Source organism: Pusillimonas sp. MFBS29 (genome assembly GCF_020687695.1).
GTDB lineage: Bacteria > Pseudomonadota > Gammaproteobacteria > Burkholderiales > Burkholderiaceae_B > Pusillimonas_C.
In genome coordinates this window covers 232,202-252,979 of record NZ_JAJEWL010000007.1, presented here as the reverse complement: position 1 = coordinate 252,979, position 20,778 = coordinate 232,202, and the positions used below count along the sequence as shown (strand labels likewise).

The window sequence follows — 20,778 nt, the reverse complement described above, 5'->3', positions numbered from 1 at the left end:
GCCACGCTCCACGCGCTCAATCATTACATCTCGGATTCCTAAGATAAAATCTACTGGGGACATCGGCATTCCTTCCATTAAGCTCGTTCTTCGCAAAAACAAGTTTAATGAATGTCGCTGTCCCCCTTTAATGATGAAGAGCCGATGGTTCACGATACATAAGGGCTCACACGCCAAGTCCGGCCCTTGCGTGGCTGGTTCATGAGTGCTCCTCGAGTGGCCATACCTCAACCACGCCGTGCGCGACCGCGCAGGGGGTTCGCGACACCATGTTCCAGGGACACCCTGCTGAAGAGCTCGTGCAAGTCGGGCGAAAAAGTGGAAATTCATGCTGTGTAAACTGAAGAGAACATGGAAACATTAAGAAGTGCGCTAGAAACCCGCCAAGTCATGATCTACTTCATGGCGATTATCGGCGGTGCCGCGTTTGGCTTGGCCGTGCCGGCAGCCAGTGCTTTGGAAAGCATCATGAATCCCTCCTTGGTGGTCATGCTTTTCGCGACCTTCTTGCAGGTACCACTCGTGGAAATCGCTGCGGCGCTGCGCAACGTTCGCTTTATCGGTGCGCTGGTTGTGGCGAACTTTGTTGTAATGCCCCTTGTTTCCGCAAGTTTGATTCAACTTTTGCCGGCCGATCCCATGTTGCGCCTGGGGGTGCTGTTTGTCTTGCTCGCTCCGTGCATCGATTACGTCATCACCTTCACGCATTTGGGCAGGGGTAATGCCCGCCTGCTGCTGGCCATGACGCCTGTGCTGCTGTTTCTGCAGATGTTGCTTCTTCCGCTGCACCTGGGTTTTATCCTGGGTGGTGAAGTAGCGCACATCGTGGAAGCCGGGCCGTTTCTTCATGCCTTCATCTGGCTGATTGTGGTGCCGCTCGTCCTGGCGGCGGTCGTGCAGGCGTTGATGCGTCGCAGTGAAACAGCGGCGAAAGCTGGTGCTGTGTTTGATCTGCTGCCCGTGCCGGCGACGGCGTTCGTGCTGTTTGTCGTGCTGGCTTCGGTCATGCCGCAAATCGGTCTGGCTCAGGGCGTAGCCCTGCATGCGGCGCCCATCTACATCGCTTTCGCGCTGATCGCGCCGCTGGTGGGAAAATTTGCGGCAAGCCTTATGCGCCTGGATGCGGTTTCAGCCAGGGCTGTTGCGTTTTCGGCATCCTATCGGAACTCGTTGGTGATTCTGCCCCTGGCCTTTGCCGTGCCGGGTGGTGTCCCCGTGCTTCCGGCTGTCATTCTGGCTCAAACTATTGTTGAGCTATGTTTCCTGCCTGTTTATGTGCGAGTGATTCCGCGATTGTTCAGGGGGTAGTTCGCATTGCCTATTGTCCTGGTGCGCCCAAACGCGTTTGCCCGAGGTCTTGACATTCCCATGATGGGAAGGTTTATCGTGTCACCATATCCTCATGAGAGGCGGATACAGGAGAAAAATGATGGACATCCCGGTCAAACAGAATTCGTCGGCTGCAACAGCCATAAGTCTTCCAATTGAAGGCATGAGCTGTGCGTCGTGCGTTGGCCGCGTGGAAGCTGAACTTAAGAAGGTTGCTGGTGTTGAACAGGTTGCGGTCAATCTGACCACCGAGCAAGCTGTTATCCGCTCTGACGCAACGCTTAACCGCAGTGATCTGATCAAGGCTATCGAGAAAGCGGGCTATTCAGTGCCTGCACAAGCAGCCGAACTCGCCATCGAGGGGATGACCTGTGCTTCCTGCGTTGGCCGTGTCGAGAAAGCCTTGAAGGCCGTTCCGGGTGTCGTCGAGGCAACGGTCAATCTGGCAACCGAACGGGCCAGCATTCGCGGCAGTGCCGACATGGAAGCCCTTGTGGCAGCCGTGGCGGGTGCCGGGTATAACGCCCGTCCGCTGGATAACTCAGGTGTGGATGCGGAAGAGACGGAAACCAGAAAGAATGTCGAAATGGCCGGGCTCAAACGAGACCTGACCATTGCTACTGTGCTTACACTGCCGTTGTTCTTCATCGAGATGGGGTCGCATTTCATCCCCGGCGTTCACCGATTGGTAGAGAACACCATTGGCCTGCAAATGAGTTGGTACATCCAGTTTGTGCTGGCCACACTGGTTCTTTTCGGACCGGGTCTGCGTTTTTTCAGGCAGGGCGTCCCGGCACTTGTGCGTGGCGCTCCCGACATGAACTCGCTGGTCGTGCTCGGAACTTCGGCTGCGTGGGGCTATTCGGTGATTGCGACTTTCTTTGCCGACATCCTGCCCTCTGGTACGGCCAATGTCTACTACGAGGCGGCAGCGGTCATCATCACGCTGATCCTGTTGGGGCGTTTTCTTGAGGCCCGAGCCAAGGGCCGCACATCGCAAGCGATTAAACGGCTGGTGGGTTTGCAGGCGAAAACCGCAAGAGTAAGGCGTGATGGCCGGTTTATCGATATTGCCATTGACGAGGTTCAACCCGGTGATGTGGTAGAGGTGCGCCCCGGCGAGCGTATACCGGTCGATGGCGATGTGCTCGAGGGGGAAGGCTACGTCGATGAATCGATGATCACCGGCGAACCTATCCCTGTGGCCAAAAAGCCTGGCAGCCCGGCTGTCGGTGGCACGGTTAATCAGAAAGGAGCGCTCGCTATCACCGCCACGGCGGTAGGCGGCGCTACGGTATTGTCGCAGATCATTCGCATGGTCGAGGAAGCACAAGGATCGAAGCTGCCCATTCAGACCATGGTGGATAAAGTCACCCTGTGGTTTGTACCCGCTGTGATCGGGGCGGCTTTCATCACCTTCCTCATCTGGTTCTTTTTCGGACCCTCACCGGCACTGTCCTTTGCATTGGTCAATGCCGTGGCGGTGCTGATTATTGCCTGCCCGTGCGCCATGGGGCTGGCGACACCCACCTCGATCATGGTGGGCACCGGGCGCGGGGCCGAAATGGGTGTGCTCTTTCGCAAGGGTGAAGCCCTTCAGCTTCTGAAAGATGCCAAGGTGGTCGCGGTTGATAAAACCGGTACGCTGACCGAGGGCAAGCCGGCGCTTACCGACCTGGAAATTGCCGGGAGTTTTGAACGAAACGACGTGCTGGCCAAAGTTGCGGCGGTGGAAGCTAAATCCGAACACCCGATTGCCCGTGCCATCGTCGAGGCCGCCGAAGCAGACAGCCTGACGCTGCCCGCAATCACTGACTTCGAGTCCATCACCGGATTCGGCGTCAGGGCGCAAGCCAATGGCGTGACGGTCGAGATCGGCGCCGACCGCTACATGGAAAAGCTGGGACTTGACGTGACCGGCTTTGCCGATACCGCCGCACGCCTTGGCGACGAAGGTAAATCGCCACTTTATGCGGCTATCGGTGGCAAGCTTGCGGCCATTATCGCGGTCGCCGACCCCATCAAGACCGAAACGCCGGAAGCGATCGCAGCGCTGCATGCTCTTGGCCTCAAGGTCGCGATGATCACAGGCGACAACCAACGCACCGCCAAGGCGATTGCTCGCAAGCTGGGTATCGACGAGGTGATAGCTGAAGTGCTGCCCGAGGGCAAGGTTGAAACGGTGAAGGCGCTTCAAGCGGAACACGGCAAACTCGCCTTCGTGGGCGATGGCATTAACGACGCCCCAGCGCTGGCTGCGGCCGATGTTGGCATCGCCATCGGTACAGGTACCGATATTGCCATCGAAGCGGCAGACGTGGTGCTCATGTCTGGCAGCCTGAAAGGCGTGCCAAACGCCATCGCGCTGTCGCAGAGCACTATTCGCAACATCAAGCAGAACCTGTTCTGGGCCTTTGCCTACAACACGGCGCTGATCCCGGTGGCGGCGGGCATTCTTTATCCAAGCCTCGGCATCCTGCTTTCGCCAGTGTTTGCCGCAGGCGCCATGGCACTGTCATCGGTGTTCGTGCTCGGCAACGCCTTGAGGTTGCGTCATTTCCGCGCTGGTGTCCTCTCAGAGCAGCCTTGATAAATATTTCCGAACTACCGTGAGCTGTGGTATTGAACCCCAGGAGCTGGGCGACACGCTCAAATTTATCTAGTCATAGTTACAACTTATTTGTTGTAATTTGAATTTACATCAAATATAGTGTATTTTGCATTTACGTCTTATTTGATGTATCGTGTATTTACGTCTTATTTGATGTGTTCATTCTTACCTACGGCGAGACATGACGATGAAATCGGTACTTTTATTGAAAGTGGAACAACTTTCATCGCTTATCCGCTCTTTAAGAGAAGAAAAAGGATGGAGCCAGGCTAAGCTCGCTCGTGAGCTGAACACCACTCAGCAAGCCATTTCTCGCATGGAAAAGGATGCCTCCGGCCTTGCCTTCGCAAGAGTTTATGAGGTTCTTTCCGTCCTGGATGCTCAGCTGGTTGCCGAGCCTCGACGACCCTTCAAAGATTCTATCGAGGGCTGGTAATGAGTGTTCTTGATATCTGGATGAATGGTATCTTTGTGGGGCAGTGGCACCAAAAAGGCAGAACCGTTTCCCGCCTGGTATATGACCCATCCTGGGTAGACCATCCGCAAGGTAGACCTCTGTCACTCTCGCTGCCGATGACGGGAGCTGGCGACGGTCTGCGAGACGTTCCTGTCGACAATTACTTTGACAACCTCCTACCTGACAATGAAGCGATACGCCGTCGTATAGGCGCCCGGTTCAAAGCCCCATCCCTGGATGCTTTTACCTTGCTGCAGAGCATTGGCCGTGATGCTGCGGGCGCCGTACAGCTACTTCCAGAGGGTTCTCCACCTCCGGATGTGAAATCCATTTGCGGCAGAGCCTTAACTGAAGCGGAAGTTGCAGAGCACCTAAGAGGCGCGATAATGTCGACAGGAGATGACTCCAGTGACGACTTTCGCTTCTCATTAGCCGGCGCACAAGAGAAAACCGCCCTTCTTTGGCATAAAGGCTCTTGGCACGTACCTCACGGTGCAACGCCAACTACTCACATTTTCAAGCTACCGCTCGGCTTAGCCGGGAACACGCGCTATGACCTGCAGCACTCCGTAGAGAATGAATGGCTTTCGATGGAGCTATTGAAGGCCATGGGGCTGTCTGTTGCGAAAACGGAGATGGCTCAGTTCGAGAACCAGCGGGTACTCATCGTTGAACGATTTGACCGTGCTATTCATCCCGATGGTTGGATTGTTCGCATCCCCCACGAGGACGTGCTGCAGGCGCAAGGATTGCCATCACATCTCAAGTATGAGTCGGATGGCGGACCGGGTGTGTCGGACATAATGGGCCTTCTTCGCGGCTCTGCTAACGCGAGAGATGACCGACAGACGTTCTTCAAGGCGCTGCTGTACTTTTGGCTACTTGCGGCTACCGACGGTCACGCCAAGAATTTCAGCTTAGCGATTGCTCCGGGTGGTACTTTCAAGCTCGCCCCGCTCTACGATGTACTGTCCGCCTGGCCTTGGGTAGGAAGCAGCGCCGAACAGGTGCACCTGCGAAACGTCAAAATGGCGATGGCTTTGCGCACTAAAAATGTTCATTACCGTATGCGCGAAACTTACCGGAGGCATTGGCTTGCTGTGGGCGAACGATATATCGGCGTAGAGCCTACAACGGCCATCCTGGAAGAGTTACCCGGTACCGTGGAAGGCGCAATCACCCTTGTGCAAGAGAAAATTCCGGAAGGATTCCCCGCGCATATAGTGGACAAAATCGTTAATGGCATCAGGAGCAATCTGGCTCACCTTGCGCTGTAGTATTCGAGATGCTGCCCCGGTGGGGACGGCAACCCGGCGGCTTAGGCTTGATGCCCCAAGTGCAAACACACTTGGGGGCTGGTACCGCATAAGGGATGATGGTGCCGGCTTATACGTTGCCATCCACGGCGGCTGCGGTATCGCTGGCCAACAGCTTGTCCGCACACAGATCAGCGGCGCCTTCTATGGGTTGTTCCATGCTTGCAAAGCTGGTCCAGCCGCCTTCTTCAATAAAAGTGTCTTGCTTCCAGGAATCGGTTTCCTTGAGCTGAGCCAGTTGAGTCTGGGCGTTGGGGGCGGCCAGGAAACGGTTGGCGCAGATATTGGCGGCCAGTGTGGCTACTGCGTTCTGCTTCATGGTTTCGGCTTGTTCGGCAGCTGTGCTGCTGGTAACCCACCCGCCGGCGGTGAATCCGACCACCATGGTAAGCGCTGCAACGCCTGCGCAAGACCAGAACCAGACGGTTTTGGTAGGACGATATTGGCTCACGTTTTGCATGATGTCAACGGACATATTTGTTCTCCTCGAATGATAAAACACCCTTTAGTGGAACTGACCTAGATCTAAAAATGATCTATCAATTCACCAAGTGAGGAAAATGACCATTGCGTAAAGACCGTGTGCTGTTAACTGTTCCATTTAAAAAGGGGATAAACCCATTCTACAGATATAGTCATGATTGAAAAGGCTTGCTTACAATTTATGGGGGCGTAGTTTCCCTAGGGCAGCGGTTAAACTAGTCAGCTCTTCTCCTCCAATTGTTTGCCTCGATTGCTTCACTGTCCAGCCTCCAACATCCTTCCCCCTGTGCTTGCCGGCCCTATACTGCGTCGCCTGGAGTCCGAGCGTCTTGTGCTGTGGCTGGTGGGCAGCGTGCCGCTCGAGCTGGTTCTGTCGCTCACGCCCGAGGGGGCGGCAACCCGGCGGCTGACGCTTGATGCCGCCAGCTGCCGTATCGTGCCTATTGGCCGTCAGGCTTTTTTGCATCTTATCGACGTCACGTTGCTTGAGCCGCTGCCGCGAGACACGGTGATTCACTACGACCTGACGGCGAGACTGGTCGAAGGTGGTGAAGTGAACATTGCGCAATGGGCACCCCACCTGCTGCATGAAGGCGAAGCCATGCCCAGCCTGGTGCTGCGCAGCCGCAGCGACAATATACTTTTTGGCTCATGCCGCAAGCCGCACCACCCGTCGCCGGATGGGCTGGCGCGTGCCGACCGCCTGTTGGCCGACAGCATTGAACAGGCCGACGCGCGCCCGGCCATGCTTATGCTGTGCGGTGATCAGGTCTATGCCGACGATGTGGCCGGGCCCATGCTTGCCGCGATCCATGCGCTGATCGATCGCCTTGGTCTGTATGGCGAATGCCTGGAGGGCGCCATTGTTCCGGATAGCGAGGCACTGTATGCGCACCCCGCCAGTTATTACCGTCGCGAAGATTTATTGCCCGCCTCCAAGTCCAACGAGGCGTTGCGCGAGCGCTTCTTTGGCGGTGTGGAAAAGCCGATCTTCACCACGGCGAACGCGCACAATCACCTTGTGACGCTGGCCGAGGTGATGGCCATGTATCTGCTCGTTTGGTCGCCCGTGCCATGGCGGCTTGTGCCGGAGCCCGAAATGCCAGCACTGGATGCCGAGCACATGCGCCGTTGGGAGCGTGAGCAAAAAGCGCTGCAGGGGTTTTGTGGCGATTTGCCGCAGGCTGCACGTTTGCTGGCGCACGTGCAGACGCTGATGATCTTCGACGATCATGACATCACCGACGACTGGAATCTGTCGGCAAAGTGGGAAACGACCGCCTATGAACACCCGTTTTCACGCCGCATTGTAGGCAATGCCCTGATTGCGTACATGCTGTGCCAGGGATGGGGCAACCGCCCGGATGTCTTCAGCGATGTGCTCGATGAGACTGGCGCACTGACGGCAAAGCCTGATGCCCAAGGACGGCTTGATGCGGTTGCGCAGGATGCGCTGATCGGCCGCTTGCTCTCATTCGGCAAGTGGGGTTATGTGTTGCGTACGCAGCCAACGGTTGTTGTGCTGGATACGCGCACGCGTCGATGGCGCAGCCGGCGTATGCGCAGCCGGCCGTCGGGGCTGATGGATTGGGAGTCGCTAACCGAGCTGCAGCATGAACTGCTTGATGAAACGGCAGTGGTGATTGTTTCGCCGACCCCCATGTTTGGTGTCAAGCTGATCGAGGTGGTGCAACGAATATGCACCTTCGCCGGCCTGGCATTGACCGTTGATGCCGAAAACTGGATGGCGCATCGTGGCGCGGCCAGTGTCATGCTCAATATCTTTCGTCATACGCGCACGCCTGGCAATTACGTTGTCTTATCGGGTGATGTGCATTATTCCTTTGTCTACGATGTACAGGTTCGCGACGGGGATCGCACGCCGCACATTTGGCAGATCACAAGCAGCGGCATCAAGAACGAGTTTCCGCGACGCTTGCTTGATTGGCTGGATCGTCTTAACCGCTGGCTTTACGCGCCAAATTCGCCGCTGAACTGGTTCACCCAGCGCCGGGACCTGGCGATTCGTCCACGCCTGCCGGATCAGCGCCAACACGGTGAACGCTTATGGAACGCGGCGGGTATCGGCCAATTGTGGCTGGATGCGCAAGGCCGGCCAGCGCATGTCGTGCAGCACAACGCCGATGGGCGTCCGTCTACGCACTTCCTTGCGCCTGCTTCTGTACGTCACCACGCGCGATCGTGCAATGCTTCGTACAAGTAATCAATCAGTACCCGGACTTTAGGCGTTACATGCTGCCGGCTTGGGTACAGCGCGTGAATGCCCATTTCGAATGACCGATAGTCAGGCATAAGCTCTTCAAGGATGCCGTTGCGCAGGTCGTCGCCGATCAGGAATGAGGGTTGCAGGATAATGCCTTGATGTTGAAGCGCCGCTTCGCGGCAAGTGTCGCCGCTGTTGCTGCGCATCCGCGGTGTTATCGCGACACTCGTCGGCCCATCTGGCCCCTGGAAAGTCCACTGCTCTCCGGTAGAGAGCAGGCTGTACGCCAGTATCGCATGGCTGGTGAGTTCGTCCGGATGTGATGGCCGACCGTGCTGATCCAGGTAGCGCGGCGAGGCACACAGCACCATGCGGGTGGTCGATAGCTGCCGGCTGATCAAAGATGAACTGCGCAATCGACCGATACGCACCACAACGTCGTAGCCTTCTTCAACCACATCGACAAGCCGGTCAGAAAGGGTGATATCGAGCGTTACGGCGGGGTTTTGCGCCATGAATGCGCCCCATAGCGGGGCAAGATGCAGCAACCCGAAGGTGACCGGGACGTTGACCTTGAGCAGGCCGTGGGCGTGGCCTGTCCGTGCGGTGATTTCAGCTTCGGCTTCTTCGACATCCGACAGCAATGCCTTGCATCGTATGTAGAAGACTTTGCCTTCCTCGGTAAGCGAGAGCCGCCGTGTAGTGCGGTTGAGCAGCCGAGTGCCCAGGCGCTGCTCGAGATCGCTCAGGACGCGGGAAACAGCCGCTCTGGATAAGTCCAGCGAGTCTGCCGCACCAATAAAGCTGCCGGCGTCGACTTATCATGACTTCGAACACTGTAAGCGTTGCAACACCTTCCGCAAATTTCCTTAACTTGCTTGGCCGTTTGGACATTGTTCTACTGTTTCTGCCCGCCGGCCTGAGCAAAATCACGGGCTTTGCTGGCACGGTTGGCTACATAGGTTCAGTTGGTTTGCCTGCTCCGACACTGGCAGCCATTGTTGCCATTATTGTTGAGGTTGGCGGCGGTCTGACCTTGCTGGTGGGTTATCGCACACGCATTGTTGCGCTGGTCCTGGCAGCCTTCACCGCTGTAGCCAGCTTCACCTTCCATACGTATTGGTCAGTGCCGGCAGAACAGGTCATGATGCAGCAGCTGCTTTTCTACAAGAACATTGCCATTGCTGGTGGTTTGCTTATTCTGGCGGCCCATGGCGCCGGCGCCTTCAGCCTGGACGCACGTCGCGGCCGATAAGCTGGCCTATTGAAGGGACTGTTTGCCTGCGTCACTGAGAGTGTTGTGCACAACGCCGGTGCCGAGGGGCGCTCAGTCCCCGGCCCCCATCTGCGCCTGCTTGTAGTTTTCCAAGCCCACCTGTTCGATCAGGCGCAATTGCTTTTCCAGCCAGTAGGTATGGTCTTCTTCGGTATCGGTCAGCTGGGCCTGAAGCAGATCGCGCGAATTGAAGTCTTGCAGCGACTCGCATAAGGCCATGGCGGCCTGCAGGTTCTCGCGCACCTGGTATTCGGTTGCCAGATCCTTGCGCAGCATTTCCTGAACGGTATCGCCGGGTGTGAATTCGTGGGGGCGCATGTCGGGGTCGCCGCCCAGGAACAGGATGCGGCGCAGGATGACATCGGCGTGCTGGGTTTCTTCTTCCATCTCGTGGCTCATGCGTTCATACAGGCGCAGCAAGCCCAGGTCTTCATACTGGCGTGAATGCACGAAGTACTGGTCACGCGCGGCCAGTTCGCCGCGCAGCAATTCTTTCAGGGTTTCGATGACTTGAGGATGACCTTGCATGGATGGATTCCGGACTCAGTGACGGGTTATGACAGTTAAGTATAGTCTGTGATCGTACGAAAGCGCCCATTGGCGCAGTATGATTCAGCTTATCTGAACAGGAGCGAAATCATGGCCCGAAAGCGCGAGAAACTGGATCCGGACGAAGTCGCCCTGATTCAATGGTGTACTGAAATTGAAGAGCTGTTCGTGGCGGCCGGCGCGTCGCGCGAAGAAGCGCAGCAGCATATTGAAGATGAGGCGGAATGGTTTACCGATATGTTCTACGAAGGACTGAGCTCGGTAGACGCGGCCAAGGCGGCCTTGAATTAAGACTGTGCTGACAGCTTTTGTTGCGACACGGTAAGGGTAGTGGGGCACAGACGGTAGAATGGTCTGATTGTTTCCGCGGAAACCCGTTTTCAATGCGACAGGAGCTTGCACCATGACGATCAAAGCCTACGGAGCCCATGCGGGCGACCGTCCCCTGGAGTCCATGGACATCACGCGGCGCGCACCCGGTGCACACGATGTTCAAATAGACATTGCCTATTGCGGCGTGTGCCACTCCGACCTGCACCAGGTGCGCTCCGAGTGGGCCGGCACGCTGTACCCTTGCGTGCCCGGACACGAGATCGTGGGTCGCGTGTCGGCTGTGGGGGCGCATGTATCGGGCTTTCAGGAAGGCGACCTGGTGGGTGTGGGTTGCATTGTCGACAGCTGCCAGCATTGTGAGGAATGTGAAGAGGGGCTGGAAAACTATTGCGACGGCATGGTCGCCACCTATAACAGTGCAACGCCGGATGCACCCGGACATACCCTGGGTGGCTACTCCCAGCAGATTGTCGTGCACGAACGTTACGTGTTGCGTGTGCGTCATCCCGAAGAGCAGCTGGCCGCCGTGGCTCCGCTGCTGTGTGCAGGCATCACCACTTACTCGCCGCTGCGTCACTGGAAGGTGGGGCCTGGCCAGAAGGTCGGTGTTGTCGGTATCGGTGGCCTGGGTCACATGGGTATCAAGCTCGCGCATGCGATGGGCGCGCATGTAGTGGCCTTTACCACCTCTGAATCCAAGCGTCAGGAAGCATTGGCATTGGGCGCCGACGAAGTTGTCGTTTCGCGCAATGCCGACGAGATGAACGCACATCGCAAGAGCCTGGACTTTATTTTGAATACTGTGGCGGCCCCGCACGAGCTGGATGACTACTTCGTGCTGCTCAAGCGTGACGGCACCATGACGCTGGTGGGTGCGCCGGCATCGCCGCATCCTTCGCCGCAGGTATTTAACCTGATCATGAAACGGCGCAGCCTGGCCGGGTCGTTGATAGGCAGTATTCCCGAAACCCAGGAGATGCTGGATTTCTGCGCCGAGCACGGCATAGTGGCCGACATTGAGATGATACGCGCCGATGAAATCGAGGCTGCCTACGAGCGCATGCTCAAGGGCGACGTGAAGTATCGCTTCGTGATCGACAGCGCGACGCTGGCGTCCTGACCGGGACGCCAGGCAAGGTCGGCCTTAGTCTTCGGCCATGGCCGTAATCGGCTCCAGAGAAGTCTCGAGCGCGCTTGGCGGCAGGCCGTCTTTCCACGGAAGATCGACGGCATACGGCTTGAGCAGGCAGTCGTCGGGCAGCAGCGCTATGGGCGTGAAGTCGCGGTGCGCAATGTATTCCGGCCGTTTGTAACGGCGGATATGATTGCTGACGGCACACAGGCTCAGGTATACGGCCACGCGATTGAAGGGCGACAGGTTGCTGCCTGATGCATGCACCAGACAGCTGTGAAACAGGATCATGGAGCCGGCCGGGCCCTTCGGCGAGACTATGCCGCCGTTGCGGCCACCGGCGCGGTCCACGAGCTGGCGGATCAGATCGTTGTTGACCGTCCATAGCGGATAGCTGGTGGTGGTGAGGTCGTGCTGGGCATCGATCACGCCTTTGCGGTGGCTGCCCGGAATGAACATCAGTGGTCCGTTGAACTCATCGACATCATCCAGGAATATGGCCACGTTCATCGCGCGTTCGGTGGGCATCTGGTCGTCGTTCAGCCAGGTGCCGTAGTCTTGGTGCCACTGCCAGACATCGCCTTCAAAGGCCATCTTCCCGTTGATTTTGAACTGATGCATGTAGACCTCTTCATCGAAGAGGTCCATGACCGGCTCGATCATGCGAGGATGCCGCCCCAGCTTTGCAAATGGTTCGCTATGCAGGTGGGCGGCAAAATTGGTGCGTACCGCGTCGGAGTCTTTCTCGCGAATATTCCACGCTTCGCGCTTGGCGTAAATGTCAGGCACCGCATCGGTAAGGGTGCGTGTTTCTTCCGGGGAAAAGTGTCCGGGAAAGAACAGATAGCCATCCTGTTCAAACTGCAGGCGTTGTGCTTCAGTCAGCTTCAAGATCGATCTCCTTGCACGCGGGGTGCCAAAAGTTGAGTCAGTCTGTCATCCAGGGCTTTGCTGGCCCTGGCCGTATGGTCTTCGCTGGATTTTGATGCCTGAGAGGCATTGCCGCAGGCAATGGCCATGGCGATGCTTTCATGTTCGTCCCACAGCTTGTCGTGGTGAGCTTGCGAGCGCAGGACCGCGCCCATGGCGCGGCGCAGATGCATCCAGTGCCGCTCGGCGCTTTGCACAATGAGTTCGTTCCCCGATGCCGCATAGATGGCCGAGTGAAAGGCCACGTCGGCATCTATCATGGCTTGTACGTCGCCGCTATGCACGGCATGACGGCCGTCCTCGATAAGCTGGGCGGGTACGCGAAAGCGCCGTTGAGCGGCCAGCCTGGCGGCCAGAGCATCGAGTGCGCCGCGTACTTCGTATACCTTGCGCGTCCAGGCCGGGTCGAGCGGGGTGACCTGTACACCGCGACCCTGGGCGTCTTGTACCAGCCCGTCTTTTTTCAGCAGACGCAGTGCCTGCAGCACAGGTTGGCGCGAGACATCCATGCGCTGCGCGATATCTTCCTGCGCCAGGCGTTCGCCGGGGGCAAGCGTGCCATTGCAAATGGCATCGAGCAGGCCGCGATAGACCTGGTCGACCAGGTCGGGCACGGGTGCTATCTGCAGGAGAGGAGCCGGCATAACTGTATTTTCTTGCATTGAATACTGTATACAGTACTGCCGATACCCCTTTTAGTATCTAGGGGTTTTTGCCAGGTAAGCGGGTTGGGCGTTGTCTTTGCGAGCCCGGTCAGGCCTCGTGTTTCTGTGTGCCGGCAAGGTGGTCGATCAGTTCAGGCACGGGAGCCTGATCATGGCCTGCGTGGGCCGCTTCTGCAAATAGCTGCTTGATGGCAAGGGCGACGGAGCCTTGGGTGCCTTGTTCCTGTGCCATAGTGCAGTAGTACCCCATGTCTTTCAGTGCGTTGGACATGGAAAAGCGAAAACCTGAGACATCCCCCGATTCGATGTAAGGACGCAGACGGTTCAACACCACGCCACCGCCACCGCCCGCTGCAAGGATGTCGCAGAACACGGTGGGATCGGTGCCGGTTTCGCGGGCGCACGCCGCAGCTTCGGCCAGCACAGCTGAAAAACCCAGCGAGACGTAGTTATGCAGCAGCTTCATCTGGTGACCTGAGCCAGTCTTTCCGGCATAGGCGATGTTCTCGGCGTAGCCTTGAAGCACTGGCAGGCATGCTTCGAATACCTGGCGGTCGCCGCCGACGATCAGGTTCAGCCGGCCCTCGGCCGCCTCTTTGGGGGTGCGCGTCATGGGGGCGTCAAGGAAGCGTCCGCCCGCTTTCTGTACGGCTTCCGCAATTTTGATGGTCGAAGAAGGAATCGCGGTCGAGCAATCGATGATGGTGGTGCCGGGTCGCAGGCCTTCGAGTACTCCGCCTTCCTGGAAGAGGACCGCTTCCACCTGCGGTGTACCGGTGACGCAAAGGATTAGTATGTCTACCTGAGCGGCCAGGTCTGAGGCGCGCGCGCAGGTTTCAGCACCGGCTTGCAGCAGGGCATCAAGAGGCTGGTTGCCTGCATGCTCGAGTATGGTTAGGGGAAAGCCGTTACGCAACAGGCTGGCAGCGATGCCCGAGCCCATCAGACCGGCGCCGATCAGGCCGATCTTTGGTTGTTGTGTTGTCATTGATGAATTATTCCTGAAAATACCCTGGTTCACGCATCATGATGCAGGTGCATTTGCTTGCAGCAAAAGCCGTGAACGATTGTCGCCCACATTATGAATCAGTATTTTGCCGGGGTATATAGACCTGGACACGGTCACGGCTCGCCTTGCGCTCCAGGCCTATCGAAAGCAAGAGCAGCATCAGCCCGCCCAGTGCCAGCAAAGAACCTACCCAGCCGGTCGATGCCCAACCGTAGCCGTGTGCGATGGCCATGCCACCCAGCAGTGGGCCCAGCGCGTTTGCAAAGTTGAAGGCGGAATGGTTTAACGCGGCAGCCAGACCTTGAGCATTGCGGGCAATGTCCATCAGACGGGTCTGCAGCACGGTGCCCAGGGCACCACCTATGCCGATCAGGAATACTGTGATCGAGACTGTCCACAGACTGCCTGCCGCGACGCTGAACAGTGCAGTAGTGGCCGCGCTCCATAGCAGTACGCCGCATATCGTGGGCATCAGCGCCTGATCCGCCAGTTTGGGCACCAGAATATTGCCGGCCGTCATGCCCAGCCCGAAAATGGCCAGCACCAGGGGCACAGTTTCGGGTGACGCCATGGTGACCTGCATCAGGGTGTCGGCAAGATAAGTGTAGACAGCAAACAGCCCGCCGAAGCCGATCGCTCCGACGGCCAGAGTCAGCCAGACCTGGCCGTGTTTGAGTGCGCCCAGTTCGCGTAGCGGGCTGGCGCCTGGCTCGGCGGGTTTGTCAGGAGCCAGCCAGAACAGCAGTGCAACAGTCAGCAGTCCTGTCAAGGCGACTATGGCGAATCCCCAACGCCAGCCGATAGACTGGCCCAGCCAGTTCGCCAGCGGAACGCCGATAATGGTGGCGAGTGTCAGACCAAGAAACATCTGTCCCACCGCCTGGTTGCGTTTGTTCAAAGGTACCAGCGAGACCGCAACCAGCGCGCCAATGCCAAAATAGGCCCCATGGGGCAAGCCGCTCAGAAAGCGCAGGGCCAGCATGGATTCATAGCTGGGTGCGAACGCTGAAAGGCCATTGAACAGTGCGAATGCGCCCATCAGCCAGATCAGCATGGTGCGTCGCCTGACCCGCGCGCCCAGTACCGTAAGAACGGGTGCTCCAACGACAACGCCCAGCGCATAGGCGCTGATCACGTGCCCCGCCGTAGGAGCGTCAATGCCAAGATCTTTTGCAAAATAGGGCAGCAGGCTCATGGTCGCGAACTCGGTTGTCCCGATGGCAAATGCGCCTACGGCCAGAGCGAAGATAACCCAGCCGGGCATACCGGATTTGGTGCTGTGTAGGAAGGTGGGCATGATGCTGCCTATGAGTCCGGCTAGGGTAAACCCTGATTATACCGCGGTGCTGGAGCCGGCTTGTCTTGGCACGCGCCGGCATTGATAATTGGTGGATAACTGAATATATCCCGGAGGAAAAATGACACAAGATCTCGCAGGCCTGCGCGCAGGCGCCGTTGGCAACACCATCAGCAACATACGGCACATTCTTGATCATCAGACTCTCGACCGGAAAAAGCTTGGGCAGGTCATGGATCAGCTGGTGGCGCTGGCAGGTCAAACTGATCTCTGGGCAGCTTCAGACTTTCCCGGCCCTGATGATGGCGCGCTTCAAGCCCGCTACATGATTCACGAAGAGCCCGACCGCAGCTATGCGCTGTATCTGAACGTGATGCTGCCGGGCAAGAAGGTCGTTCCGCACAATCACACCACCTGGGCCTGTATCGCGGCGGTGCAGGGGGTGGAAAACAATTTCGTCTATCGGCGTACCGATGATGGCCAGACACCTGGCGTCGGCACGCTGGAACTTGAGGAAACCGTGGTCGTCGGTCCGGGCAAGGGCATCGCGCTTATGCCCGACGACATTCATGCCGTACAGATTGAAGACGAGCAGCCCATTCGGCATCTGCACATGTATGGCAAGGCGCTGGAAACCCTTACCGACCGCATCTGCTTTGATCTGGATACAGGTCGCTGCGAGCGTATGTCCATCGGTGTACAGACGCGTCGCAGCTGATCCTGATATCGCGCAGTTACTCTACGATGCATGCCTCGTCGAAGCTCAGCCTGGGAAGCCTTGGCAGTAGCTGGCTTGCATCGCCGTAACCAAGGTTGCAAATGAAGTTGACTTCATAAGGCATGCCGGGAAAGAACTCCTGGGCAACGGCAGGGGCGTCGAAGCCGCCCATCGGGCCGCAATCCAGGCCCAATGCGCGGGCGGCCATGATGAAGTAGCCGCCTTGCAGGCTGCCGTTACGTAAAGCCGCCTCGCGGGCCGATTCCGGGCTTGAGTTGAACCAGGAAGGAGCGTCGGGCTGATGAGGGTACAGTTTGGGCAGCTTTTCATGAAAGAGCAGGTCATACGCAAGGATAGCCGTCAAGGGTGCCAGTCGGGTCTTTTCCCGGTTCCCTTCGGCCATTAGCGGAACCAGCTGCTGCTTGGCCTGCGGGCTTGCCACATAAGCAATGCGTAGCGGCAGGCAATTCGCCGAGGTCGGTCCCATGACCGTCATTTGATAAAGCGTCTGCATGACTTCTGCCGGGACGGGGCGGTCTTGCCAGGCGCTGTGCGTGCGTGCCGAGTTGAATAGCTGATCTATGCTGATGGACATTTCGTTTTGACCTTGTCAGGGGTTGCGTGCCGAGCCGGCCTGACCGCGGATGAGGCGGCCGGGTAGTGCGCCGGTAGCCTGTCCATGCTCGAAAATGGGCTGGCCATTCACAATGGTTGCGATGTAGCCGTCGGCTCGCTGCACCAGCCGCCGTCCGCCTGCGGGCAGGTCAAAGACCATTTCGGGGCTATGAATCCTGAGTATATCGGGATCAATAATGTTTATGTCTGCTTTCATGCCTTCGGTCAGCAGGCCGCGATCATGCAGGCCATAGACTTTCGCGGTGTCGGAGGTCTGGCGCTTGACGACCCATTCCAGCGGTAGCTGGGGCCCGCGCTTGCGGTCGCGAGTCCAGTAGCTGAGCATGAAAGTCGGCATGCTTACATCGCAGATGTAGCCACAGTGTGCCCCGCCATCAGACAGGCTGTTCACCGTATTGTCGTGCTGAAGCAGCTGATGCAGGTGATCAAGGTTCTCATACGAGTAATTGAACGAGGGAAAGTAAAGGATGGCTTTCCCGTCGTTTTGAAGCATCAGGTCGTAGATGATCTCGAGAGGTGTCTTGCCGCTGCGTGCAGCCATCGCTGCTATGCTTTGTTCGGGTAGCGGCTCGTAATCAGGCTCGTCACCCAGCGGAAAGATTTTATCGAAAGTGCTGAACAGCCTTTCAGCCCGACGGTCGCGCAGGCCGACCTGCTCGTTCATGATTTTGTTCCGGATTTCCGGATCACGCAGCTTTGCGATCATCTGATCGAACGGCAAGTCTTGCAATGCCATGAAAGTAGGGTGAGCAATAAACGGATGCAGGCTGCTCTGCCAGGAAAACAAAATACCCAGTGGCCTGCCGCTGATTCCGCCCATGAGCGGTATCTTTTGATCACGGGCCTGATCCAGGCTCAGGAGCACCTGTTTCCAGACATCCGGCGCGCCGTCTGTCTGTTGCAGGTTAAACAGTACCGGCAGATTGTTATGACGTGCCAGTGCGTTCAGCCAGGGAATTTCCTTTTCCATGGCCGGATGGTTGGCCGTCATCTGAAAAACACCATGGCCTTCTTCACCGAGTACGCTGCCCAGGGCCATGAGCTCTTCTTCGGTTGCAAACGTGCCGGGAGGATACTTGCGCTCGTCATATTTATGAAGAAAGGTCAGAGCGGTCGAGAATCCTACAGCGCCTGCTTTCAGCGCTTCGCGGACAACCTGCCTCATTGCCTGCAGGTCTTCAGGAGACGCCTCGTCGTGATGTATTGCCCTGTCGCCCATTACATAGGTACGCACTGCAGCGTGTGGAATCTGAGCGCCGATATCGAGTGCCTTGGGGCGTCGGTCAAGGGCGTCCATATATTCCGGAAAGGTTTCCCATTCCCATTGAATGCCTTCGGACAGCACCGAGCCCGGGATATCTTCGACGCCCTCCATGACCTTGATCAGCCAGTCGCGGCGCTCTTCCTTGACCGGTGCAAACCCGACACCACAGTTGCCCATGATGGCGGTCGTGACGCCGTGCCAGGTGGAAGGGCTCAGGTACGGGTCCCAGGTGGCCTGTCCGTCGTAGTGAGTGTGGATGTCGATCCAGCCCGGAGTAACCAGGCCGCCTGCGGCGTCCATGACCCTGTGTGCCGGCCCCGCTTTTCCACCGATCTGTTCAATTCTGCCGTTGCTGATGGCAATGTCTCCGGTGTAGGCGGCCTGGCCACTTCCATCAACAATCTTTCCGCCGCGTATCACAAGGTCATGCATGCTTAATCTCCTGTCTTACTCGAGCGTAATGCCCGCGCTCTTGATGACTTTGCCCCACCGTTCATAGTCATTACGTACGATCTTGGCGTATTCGTCCGGACCCGCGCCGCTGACTTCATTGCCGCCGGATTCGATGAAATTGACGATATCGGGTGTCTGTAGCACCTTACGGAATACAGATGCCACTTGCTCTGCGACTTCAGGCTGTACGTCGCCGGGTGCAAACAGCCCTTGCCAGCCGACTATATTCAGACCGGGAAGCCCTTGTTCTTCGAGCGTGGGAAGATCGGGCAGGACACTCAGGCGCTTGTCCGTTGCGGGACCCAGCAGCTTGACCATGCCGCCTTTCCATTTTTCTACCGCCGTAGCAGTGCCGTCAAAGTAAATCTGGACTTCGCCGGCCAGCAACGCGCGACTGGCATCTGCCGTACCCTTGTATGGCACGTGCACGATATCGATGTCCGCTTCCTGCTTCAGGATTTCGCCGTTCAGGTGAGAGGTTGAGCCGGTACTGTATGAGCCAAAATTCAGCTTTCCGGGATTTGCCTTCGCGTATGCGATCAGTTCCTTCGTGGTGTCGAAGGGGGTATCTTTATTGGCCGAAAGGACCGTGGCGGAGCGCACGAGTTGCAGGACCGGTGTGAAGTCCTTGAACGGGTCGTAAGGCAGGTCCTTGACCAGGTGCGGATTCTGAGTGTGGGTCACCACGACGGTGTATAGCAGCGTGTAGCCGTCTGGCTGCGCGCGAGCCACGTGCTGGGCGCCGATCACGGTGCTGCCACCCGGCCTGTTATCGATCACGACAGGCACCCCGGTTTGCTTGGTTACTTCCTGGCCCAGTCGGCGCGCAAGTGAATCCGAACCTGATCCGGCCGGGAAAGGCACGATGACGGTGATGGTCTTGCCGGCTTCAGGCCAGCTTGCCGTGTCGGCTGCAAGGGCCGGCGCGGCAAATGTACAGCCCATACCCATCACCAGTCCGGCGATGCTGCTGCGTAAAGACATGACCGAGATTTTATTTTTCATATGTCCCACTCCTTCGTGTTCGAGAAAATCAGATCGATACCGTCGCTGCTCCGTCTTTTTGCGGGAGTCAGCGTAAAGACCACTACACTGGAATGGTTACTTTAAACTTGAACAGGTTAAGAATCTAATGCATATTTAGGTCTTTATTAATGAGAAAAATACATAATGATCAGTCTACGGGCATTAAGGCACTTTTCCGCTCTGGCAAAAGAGGGCAGCTACACGCGCGCGGCTCTTGGCTTGTGCCTGACTCAGTCGGCATTGACCCGCAGCATTCAGTCGCTGGAAAGTGAGCTTGGCCTGAAATTGCTCGACCGCACGCCTGCCGGCATGGAGCTCACCAAGGCGGGCCGCGCCGTACTGGTTCGGGCCCGCCGCATACTTGCCGAAGCGAATGAGCTTGAGCGTGAGAGTTCGCTGATACGTGGTTTCGATGCTGGTGAAGTTGCGTTCGGCGCGGGTGTTTTTCCGGCGGCCGGCTTTCTTTCACCACTCCTGACTCGACTGGCGCGAGACTACCCGGGGATAAAGACACAAGTAGAGATTGAGAGCTGGCAACGGCTGCTCGATATGCTCGAGCATGATCTGATTGATTTTGCAGTCGCCATTACGCATAGTCTGCCGCCTTCGGCAGAGTTCTGCGTCAGGCCCTTGCCCGCCCAGCATGCGGGCCTCTTTGTACGGGCAAGCCATCCTTTGCTTTCAGTGCCGGACAAGATGCTAAGGAATGTGTTGGGCGACTATCGCCTGGTTGCGACCAGATTACCTCCCGGCGCCCTGAAGCAGCTTGCAAAGATCTATCGAGTTACACGAACAGAAGATCTACCCTTGGTACTGCAATGCAATAGCGTGGACTCATTGCAAACAGTGGCGTTAAGCAGTGATGTTGTGCTTTTTTGTATGGAAGAGGCGATACAGGACGAACTGGCGGAAGGCACTTTTTTGCGTTTGGCGGTAGCCTATTCTTCCGGGGCCGAGCTGACCTGCAGCATAGTGCACCGGGCGCATCGAACATTATCGCCGGCCACACAAACCGTTATTGCGCTGATTGAAGACCTTATGACGCAAGCCTGATCGGGTTGAACTGGCAG

At 57.4% G+C, this 20,778-nt stretch carries 20 protein-coding genes and 1 pseudogene; 10 read left to right on the top strand and 11 right to left on the bottom strand.

The genetic code is table 11. The annotated features are described in order from the left end of the window. Positions 1-351: 351 nt before the first annotated feature. The 4 genes from LKR43_RS12290 to LKR43_RS12275 all read left to right on the top strand — a co-directional run bounded on the left by LKR43_RS12290 (position 352) and on the right by LKR43_RS12275 (position 5,674). The gene (locus LKR43_RS12290) at positions 352-1,308 is read left to right on the top strand and encodes an arsenic resistance protein (RefSeq protein ID WP_227684351.1); all 957 of its coding nucleotides are present in this window, start codon (positions 352-354) and stop codon (positions 1,306-1,308) included. 121 nt (positions 1,309-1,429) lie between these two features. Beyond that, positions 1,430-3,919, top strand: a complete 2,490-nt coding sequence (locus LKR43_RS12285; protein WP_227684363.1) for a heavy metal translocating P-type ATPase — start codon at positions 1,430-1,432, stop codon at positions 3,917-3,919. Positions 3,920-4,121: 202 nt separating this feature from the next. Beyond that, a complete protein-coding gene (locus LKR43_RS12280) occupies positions 4,122-4,376 on the top strand; it encodes a helix-turn-helix transcriptional regulator (protein WP_227684350.1) in 255 nt (84 codons plus the stop codon). Next, positions 4,376-5,674: a type II toxin-antitoxin system HipA family toxin gene (locus LKR43_RS12275; RefSeq protein WP_227684349.1), complete on the top strand. Its 1,299-nt coding sequence runs from the start codon at positions 4,376-4,378 to the stop codon at positions 5,672-5,674. The genes LKR43_RS12280 and LKR43_RS12275 overlap by 1 nt, the downstream gene beginning before the upstream one ends. Before the next feature lie 109 nt (positions 5,675-5,783). Here the strand turns inward: LKR43_RS12275 and LKR43_RS12270 are convergent, their stop codons facing one another. Continuing rightward, on the bottom strand, positions 5,784-6,188 hold the full coding sequence (locus LKR43_RS12270) for a hypothetical protein (RefSeq protein WP_227684348.1): 405 nt from the start codon (positions 6,186-6,188) through the stop codon (positions 5,784-5,786). 294 nt (positions 6,189-6,482) lie between these two features. Here LKR43_RS12270 and LKR43_RS12265 point away from each other — a divergent pair, with 294 nt between their 5' ends. Next, positions 6,483-8,420: an alkaline phosphatase D family protein gene (locus LKR43_RS12265; protein ID WP_227684347.1), complete on the top strand. Its 1,938-nt coding sequence runs from the start codon at positions 6,483-6,485 to the stop codon at positions 8,418-8,420. Here the strand turns inward: LKR43_RS12265 and LKR43_RS12260 are convergent. Next, on the bottom strand, positions 8,384-9,064 hold the full coding sequence (locus LKR43_RS12260; protein ID WP_370632111.1) for a substrate binding domain-containing protein: 681 nt from the start codon (positions 9,062-9,064) through the stop codon (positions 8,384-8,386). The genes LKR43_RS12265 and LKR43_RS12260 overlap by 37 nt on opposite strands. A 36-nt stretch (positions 9,065-9,100) precedes the next feature. Next, positions 9,101-9,226, bottom strand: a pseudogene (locus LKR43_RS16330) (LysR family transcriptional regulator); the annotation flags it as partial. A gap of 17 nt (positions 9,227-9,243) precedes the next feature. On the opposite strand from LKR43_RS16330, the gene LKR43_RS12255 reads away from it, so the two are divergent. Next, positions 9,244-9,675 (top strand): DoxX family protein, encoded by a 432-nt coding sequence (locus LKR43_RS12255; protein WP_227684346.1) that lies wholly within the window; start codon positions 9,244-9,246, stop codon positions 9,673-9,675. Positions 9,676-9,747: 72 nt separating this feature from the next. Here the strand turns inward: LKR43_RS12255 and bfr are convergent, their stop codons facing one another. After that, a complete protein-coding gene (gene bfr, locus LKR43_RS12250) occupies positions 9,748-10,224 on the bottom strand; it encodes a bacterioferritin (protein WP_227684345.1) in 477 nt (158 codons plus the stop codon). A gap of 111 nt (positions 10,225-10,335) precedes the next feature. Between bfr and LKR43_RS12245 the strand changes: the two genes are divergently transcribed. Both LKR43_RS12245 and LKR43_RS12240 read left to right on the top strand, forming a co-directional pair. Next, positions 10,336-10,536 (top strand): hypothetical protein, encoded by a 201-nt coding sequence (locus LKR43_RS12245; protein ID WP_227684344.1) that lies wholly within the window; start codon positions 10,336-10,338, stop codon positions 10,534-10,536. A 112-nt stretch (positions 10,537-10,648) separates the two neighbouring features. Next, on the top strand, positions 10,649-11,698 hold the full coding sequence (locus tag LKR43_RS12240) for an NAD(P)-dependent alcohol dehydrogenase (RefSeq protein WP_227684343.1): 1,050 nt from the start codon (positions 10,649-10,651) through the stop codon (positions 11,696-11,698). Between the two features lie 24 nt (positions 11,699-11,722). On the opposite strand, the gene LKR43_RS12235 is transcribed toward LKR43_RS12240, so the two are convergent. From LKR43_RS12235 to LKR43_RS12220, 4 genes are all read right to left on the bottom strand, one after another. Continuing rightward, the gene (locus LKR43_RS12235) at positions 11,723-12,601 is read right to left on the bottom strand and encodes a phytanoyl-CoA dioxygenase family protein (protein WP_227684342.1); all 879 of its coding nucleotides are present in this window, start codon (positions 12,599-12,601) and stop codon (positions 11,723-11,725) included. After that, on the bottom strand, positions 12,598-13,284 hold the full coding sequence (locus LKR43_RS12230) for a GntR family transcriptional regulator (RefSeq protein ID WP_227684341.1): 687 nt from the start codon (positions 13,282-13,284) through the stop codon (positions 12,598-12,600). The genes LKR43_RS12235 and LKR43_RS12230 overlap by 4 nt, the downstream gene beginning before the upstream one ends. Positions 13,285-13,393: 109 nt before the next feature. Beyond that, a complete protein-coding gene (locus tag LKR43_RS12225) occupies positions 13,394-14,293 on the bottom strand; it encodes an NAD(P)-dependent oxidoreductase (protein WP_227684340.1) in 900 nt (299 codons plus the stop codon). A gap of 91 nt (positions 14,294-14,384) precedes the next feature. Beyond that, on the bottom strand, positions 14,385-15,611 hold the full coding sequence (locus tag LKR43_RS12220; protein WP_227684339.1) for an MFS transporter: 1,227 nt from the start codon (positions 15,609-15,611) through the stop codon (positions 14,385-14,387). A 121-nt stretch (positions 15,612-15,732) separates the two neighbouring features. Between LKR43_RS12220 and LKR43_RS12215 the strand changes: the two genes are divergently transcribed. Further along, positions 15,733-16,329, top strand: coding sequence for a cysteine dioxygenase family protein (locus tag LKR43_RS12215; protein WP_227684338.1), 597 nt, complete (start codon positions 15,733-15,735; stop codon positions 16,327-16,329). A 16-nt stretch (positions 16,330-16,345) separates the two neighbouring features. Here the strand turns inward: LKR43_RS12215 and LKR43_RS12210 are convergent, their stop codons facing one another. Genes LKR43_RS12210 through LKR43_RS12200 form a run of 3 tightly spaced genes read right to left on the bottom strand, consistent with a single transcriptional unit; the run spans position 16,346 to position 19,687 of the window. Next, positions 16,346-16,924: a malonic semialdehyde reductase gene (locus LKR43_RS12210; protein ID WP_227684337.1), complete on the bottom strand. Its 579-nt coding sequence runs from the start codon at positions 16,922-16,924 to the stop codon at positions 16,346-16,348. Between the two features lie 15 nt (positions 16,925-16,939). Then, on the bottom strand, positions 16,940-18,661 hold the full coding sequence (locus LKR43_RS12205; protein WP_227684336.1) for an amidohydrolase family protein: 1,722 nt from the start codon (positions 18,659-18,661) through the stop codon (positions 16,940-16,942). Between the two features lie 15 nt (positions 18,662-18,676). Further along, positions 18,677-19,687 (bottom strand): tripartite tricarboxylate transporter substrate binding protein, encoded by a 1,011-nt coding sequence (locus LKR43_RS12200; RefSeq protein ID WP_227684335.1) that lies wholly within the window; start codon positions 19,685-19,687, stop codon positions 18,677-18,679. Positions 19,688-19,852: 165 nt separating this feature from the next. On the opposite strand from LKR43_RS12200, the gene LKR43_RS12195 reads away from it, so the two are divergent. Then, positions 19,853-20,761 (top strand): LysR family transcriptional regulator, encoded by a 909-nt coding sequence (locus LKR43_RS12195; protein ID WP_227684334.1) that lies wholly within the window; start codon positions 19,853-19,855, stop codon positions 20,759-20,761. Positions 20,762-20,778: the final 17 nt, after the last annotated feature.

Coding starts and splice junctions, on each gene's coding strand:
- LKR43_RS12280 (WP_227684350.1), top strand. CDS start 4,122: ATGACGATGAAATCGGTACTTTTATTGAAAGTGGAACAACTTTCATCG.
- LKR43_RS12285 (WP_227684363.1), top strand. CDS start 1,430: ATGGACATCCCGGTCAAACAGAATTCGTCGGCTGCAACAGCCATAAGT.
- LKR43_RS12240 (WP_227684343.1), top strand. CDS start 10,649: ATGACGATCAAAGCCTACGGAGCCCATGCGGGCGACCGTCCCCTGGAG.
- LKR43_RS12245 (WP_227684344.1), top strand. CDS start 10,336: ATGGCCCGAAAGCGCGAGAAACTGGATCCGGACGAAGTCGCCCTGATT.
- LKR43_RS12220 (WP_227684339.1), bottom strand. CDS start 15,611: ATGCCCACCTTCCTACACAGCACCAAATCCGGTATGCCCGGCTGGGTT.
- LKR43_RS12270 (WP_227684348.1), bottom strand. CDS start 6,188: ATGTCCGTTGACATCATGCAAAACGTGAGCCAATATCGTCCTACCAAA.
- LKR43_RS12215 (WP_227684338.1), top strand. CDS start 15,733: ATGACACAAGATCTCGCAGGCCTGCGCGCAGGCGCCGTTGGCAACACC.
- LKR43_RS12230 (WP_227684341.1), bottom strand. CDS start 13,284: ATGCCGGCTCCTCTCCTGCAGATAGCACCCGTGCCCGACCTGGTCGAC.
- LKR43_RS12255 (WP_227684346.1), top strand. CDS start 9,244: ATGACTTCGAACACTGTAAGCGTTGCAACACCTTCCGCAAATTTCCTT.
- LKR43_RS12200 (WP_227684335.1), bottom strand. CDS start 19,687: ATGAAAAATAAAATCTCGGTCATGTCTTTACGCAGCAGCATCGCCGGA.
- bfr (WP_227684345.1), bottom strand. CDS start 10,224: ATGCAAGGTCATCCTCAAGTCATCGAAACCCTGAAAGAATTGCTGCGC.
- LKR43_RS12275 (WP_227684349.1), top strand. CDS start 4,376: ATGAGTGTTCTTGATATCTGGATGAATGGTATCTTTGTGGGGCAGTGG.
- LKR43_RS12210 (WP_227684337.1), bottom strand. CDS start 16,924: ATGTCCATCAGCATAGATCAGCTATTCAACTCGGCACGCACGCACAGC.
- LKR43_RS12290 (WP_227684351.1), top strand. CDS start 352: ATGGAAACATTAAGAAGTGCGCTAGAAACCCGCCAAGTCATGATCTAC.
- LKR43_RS12195 (WP_227684334.1), top strand. CDS start 19,853: ATGATCAGTCTACGGGCATTAAGGCACTTTTCCGCTCTGGCAAAAGAG.
- LKR43_RS12205 (WP_227684336.1), bottom strand. CDS start 18,661: ATGCATGACCTTGTGATACGCGGCGGAAAGATTGTTGATGGAAGTGGC.
- LKR43_RS12225 (WP_227684340.1), bottom strand. CDS start 14,293: ATGACAACACAACAACCAAAGATCGGCCTGATCGGCGCCGGTCTGATG.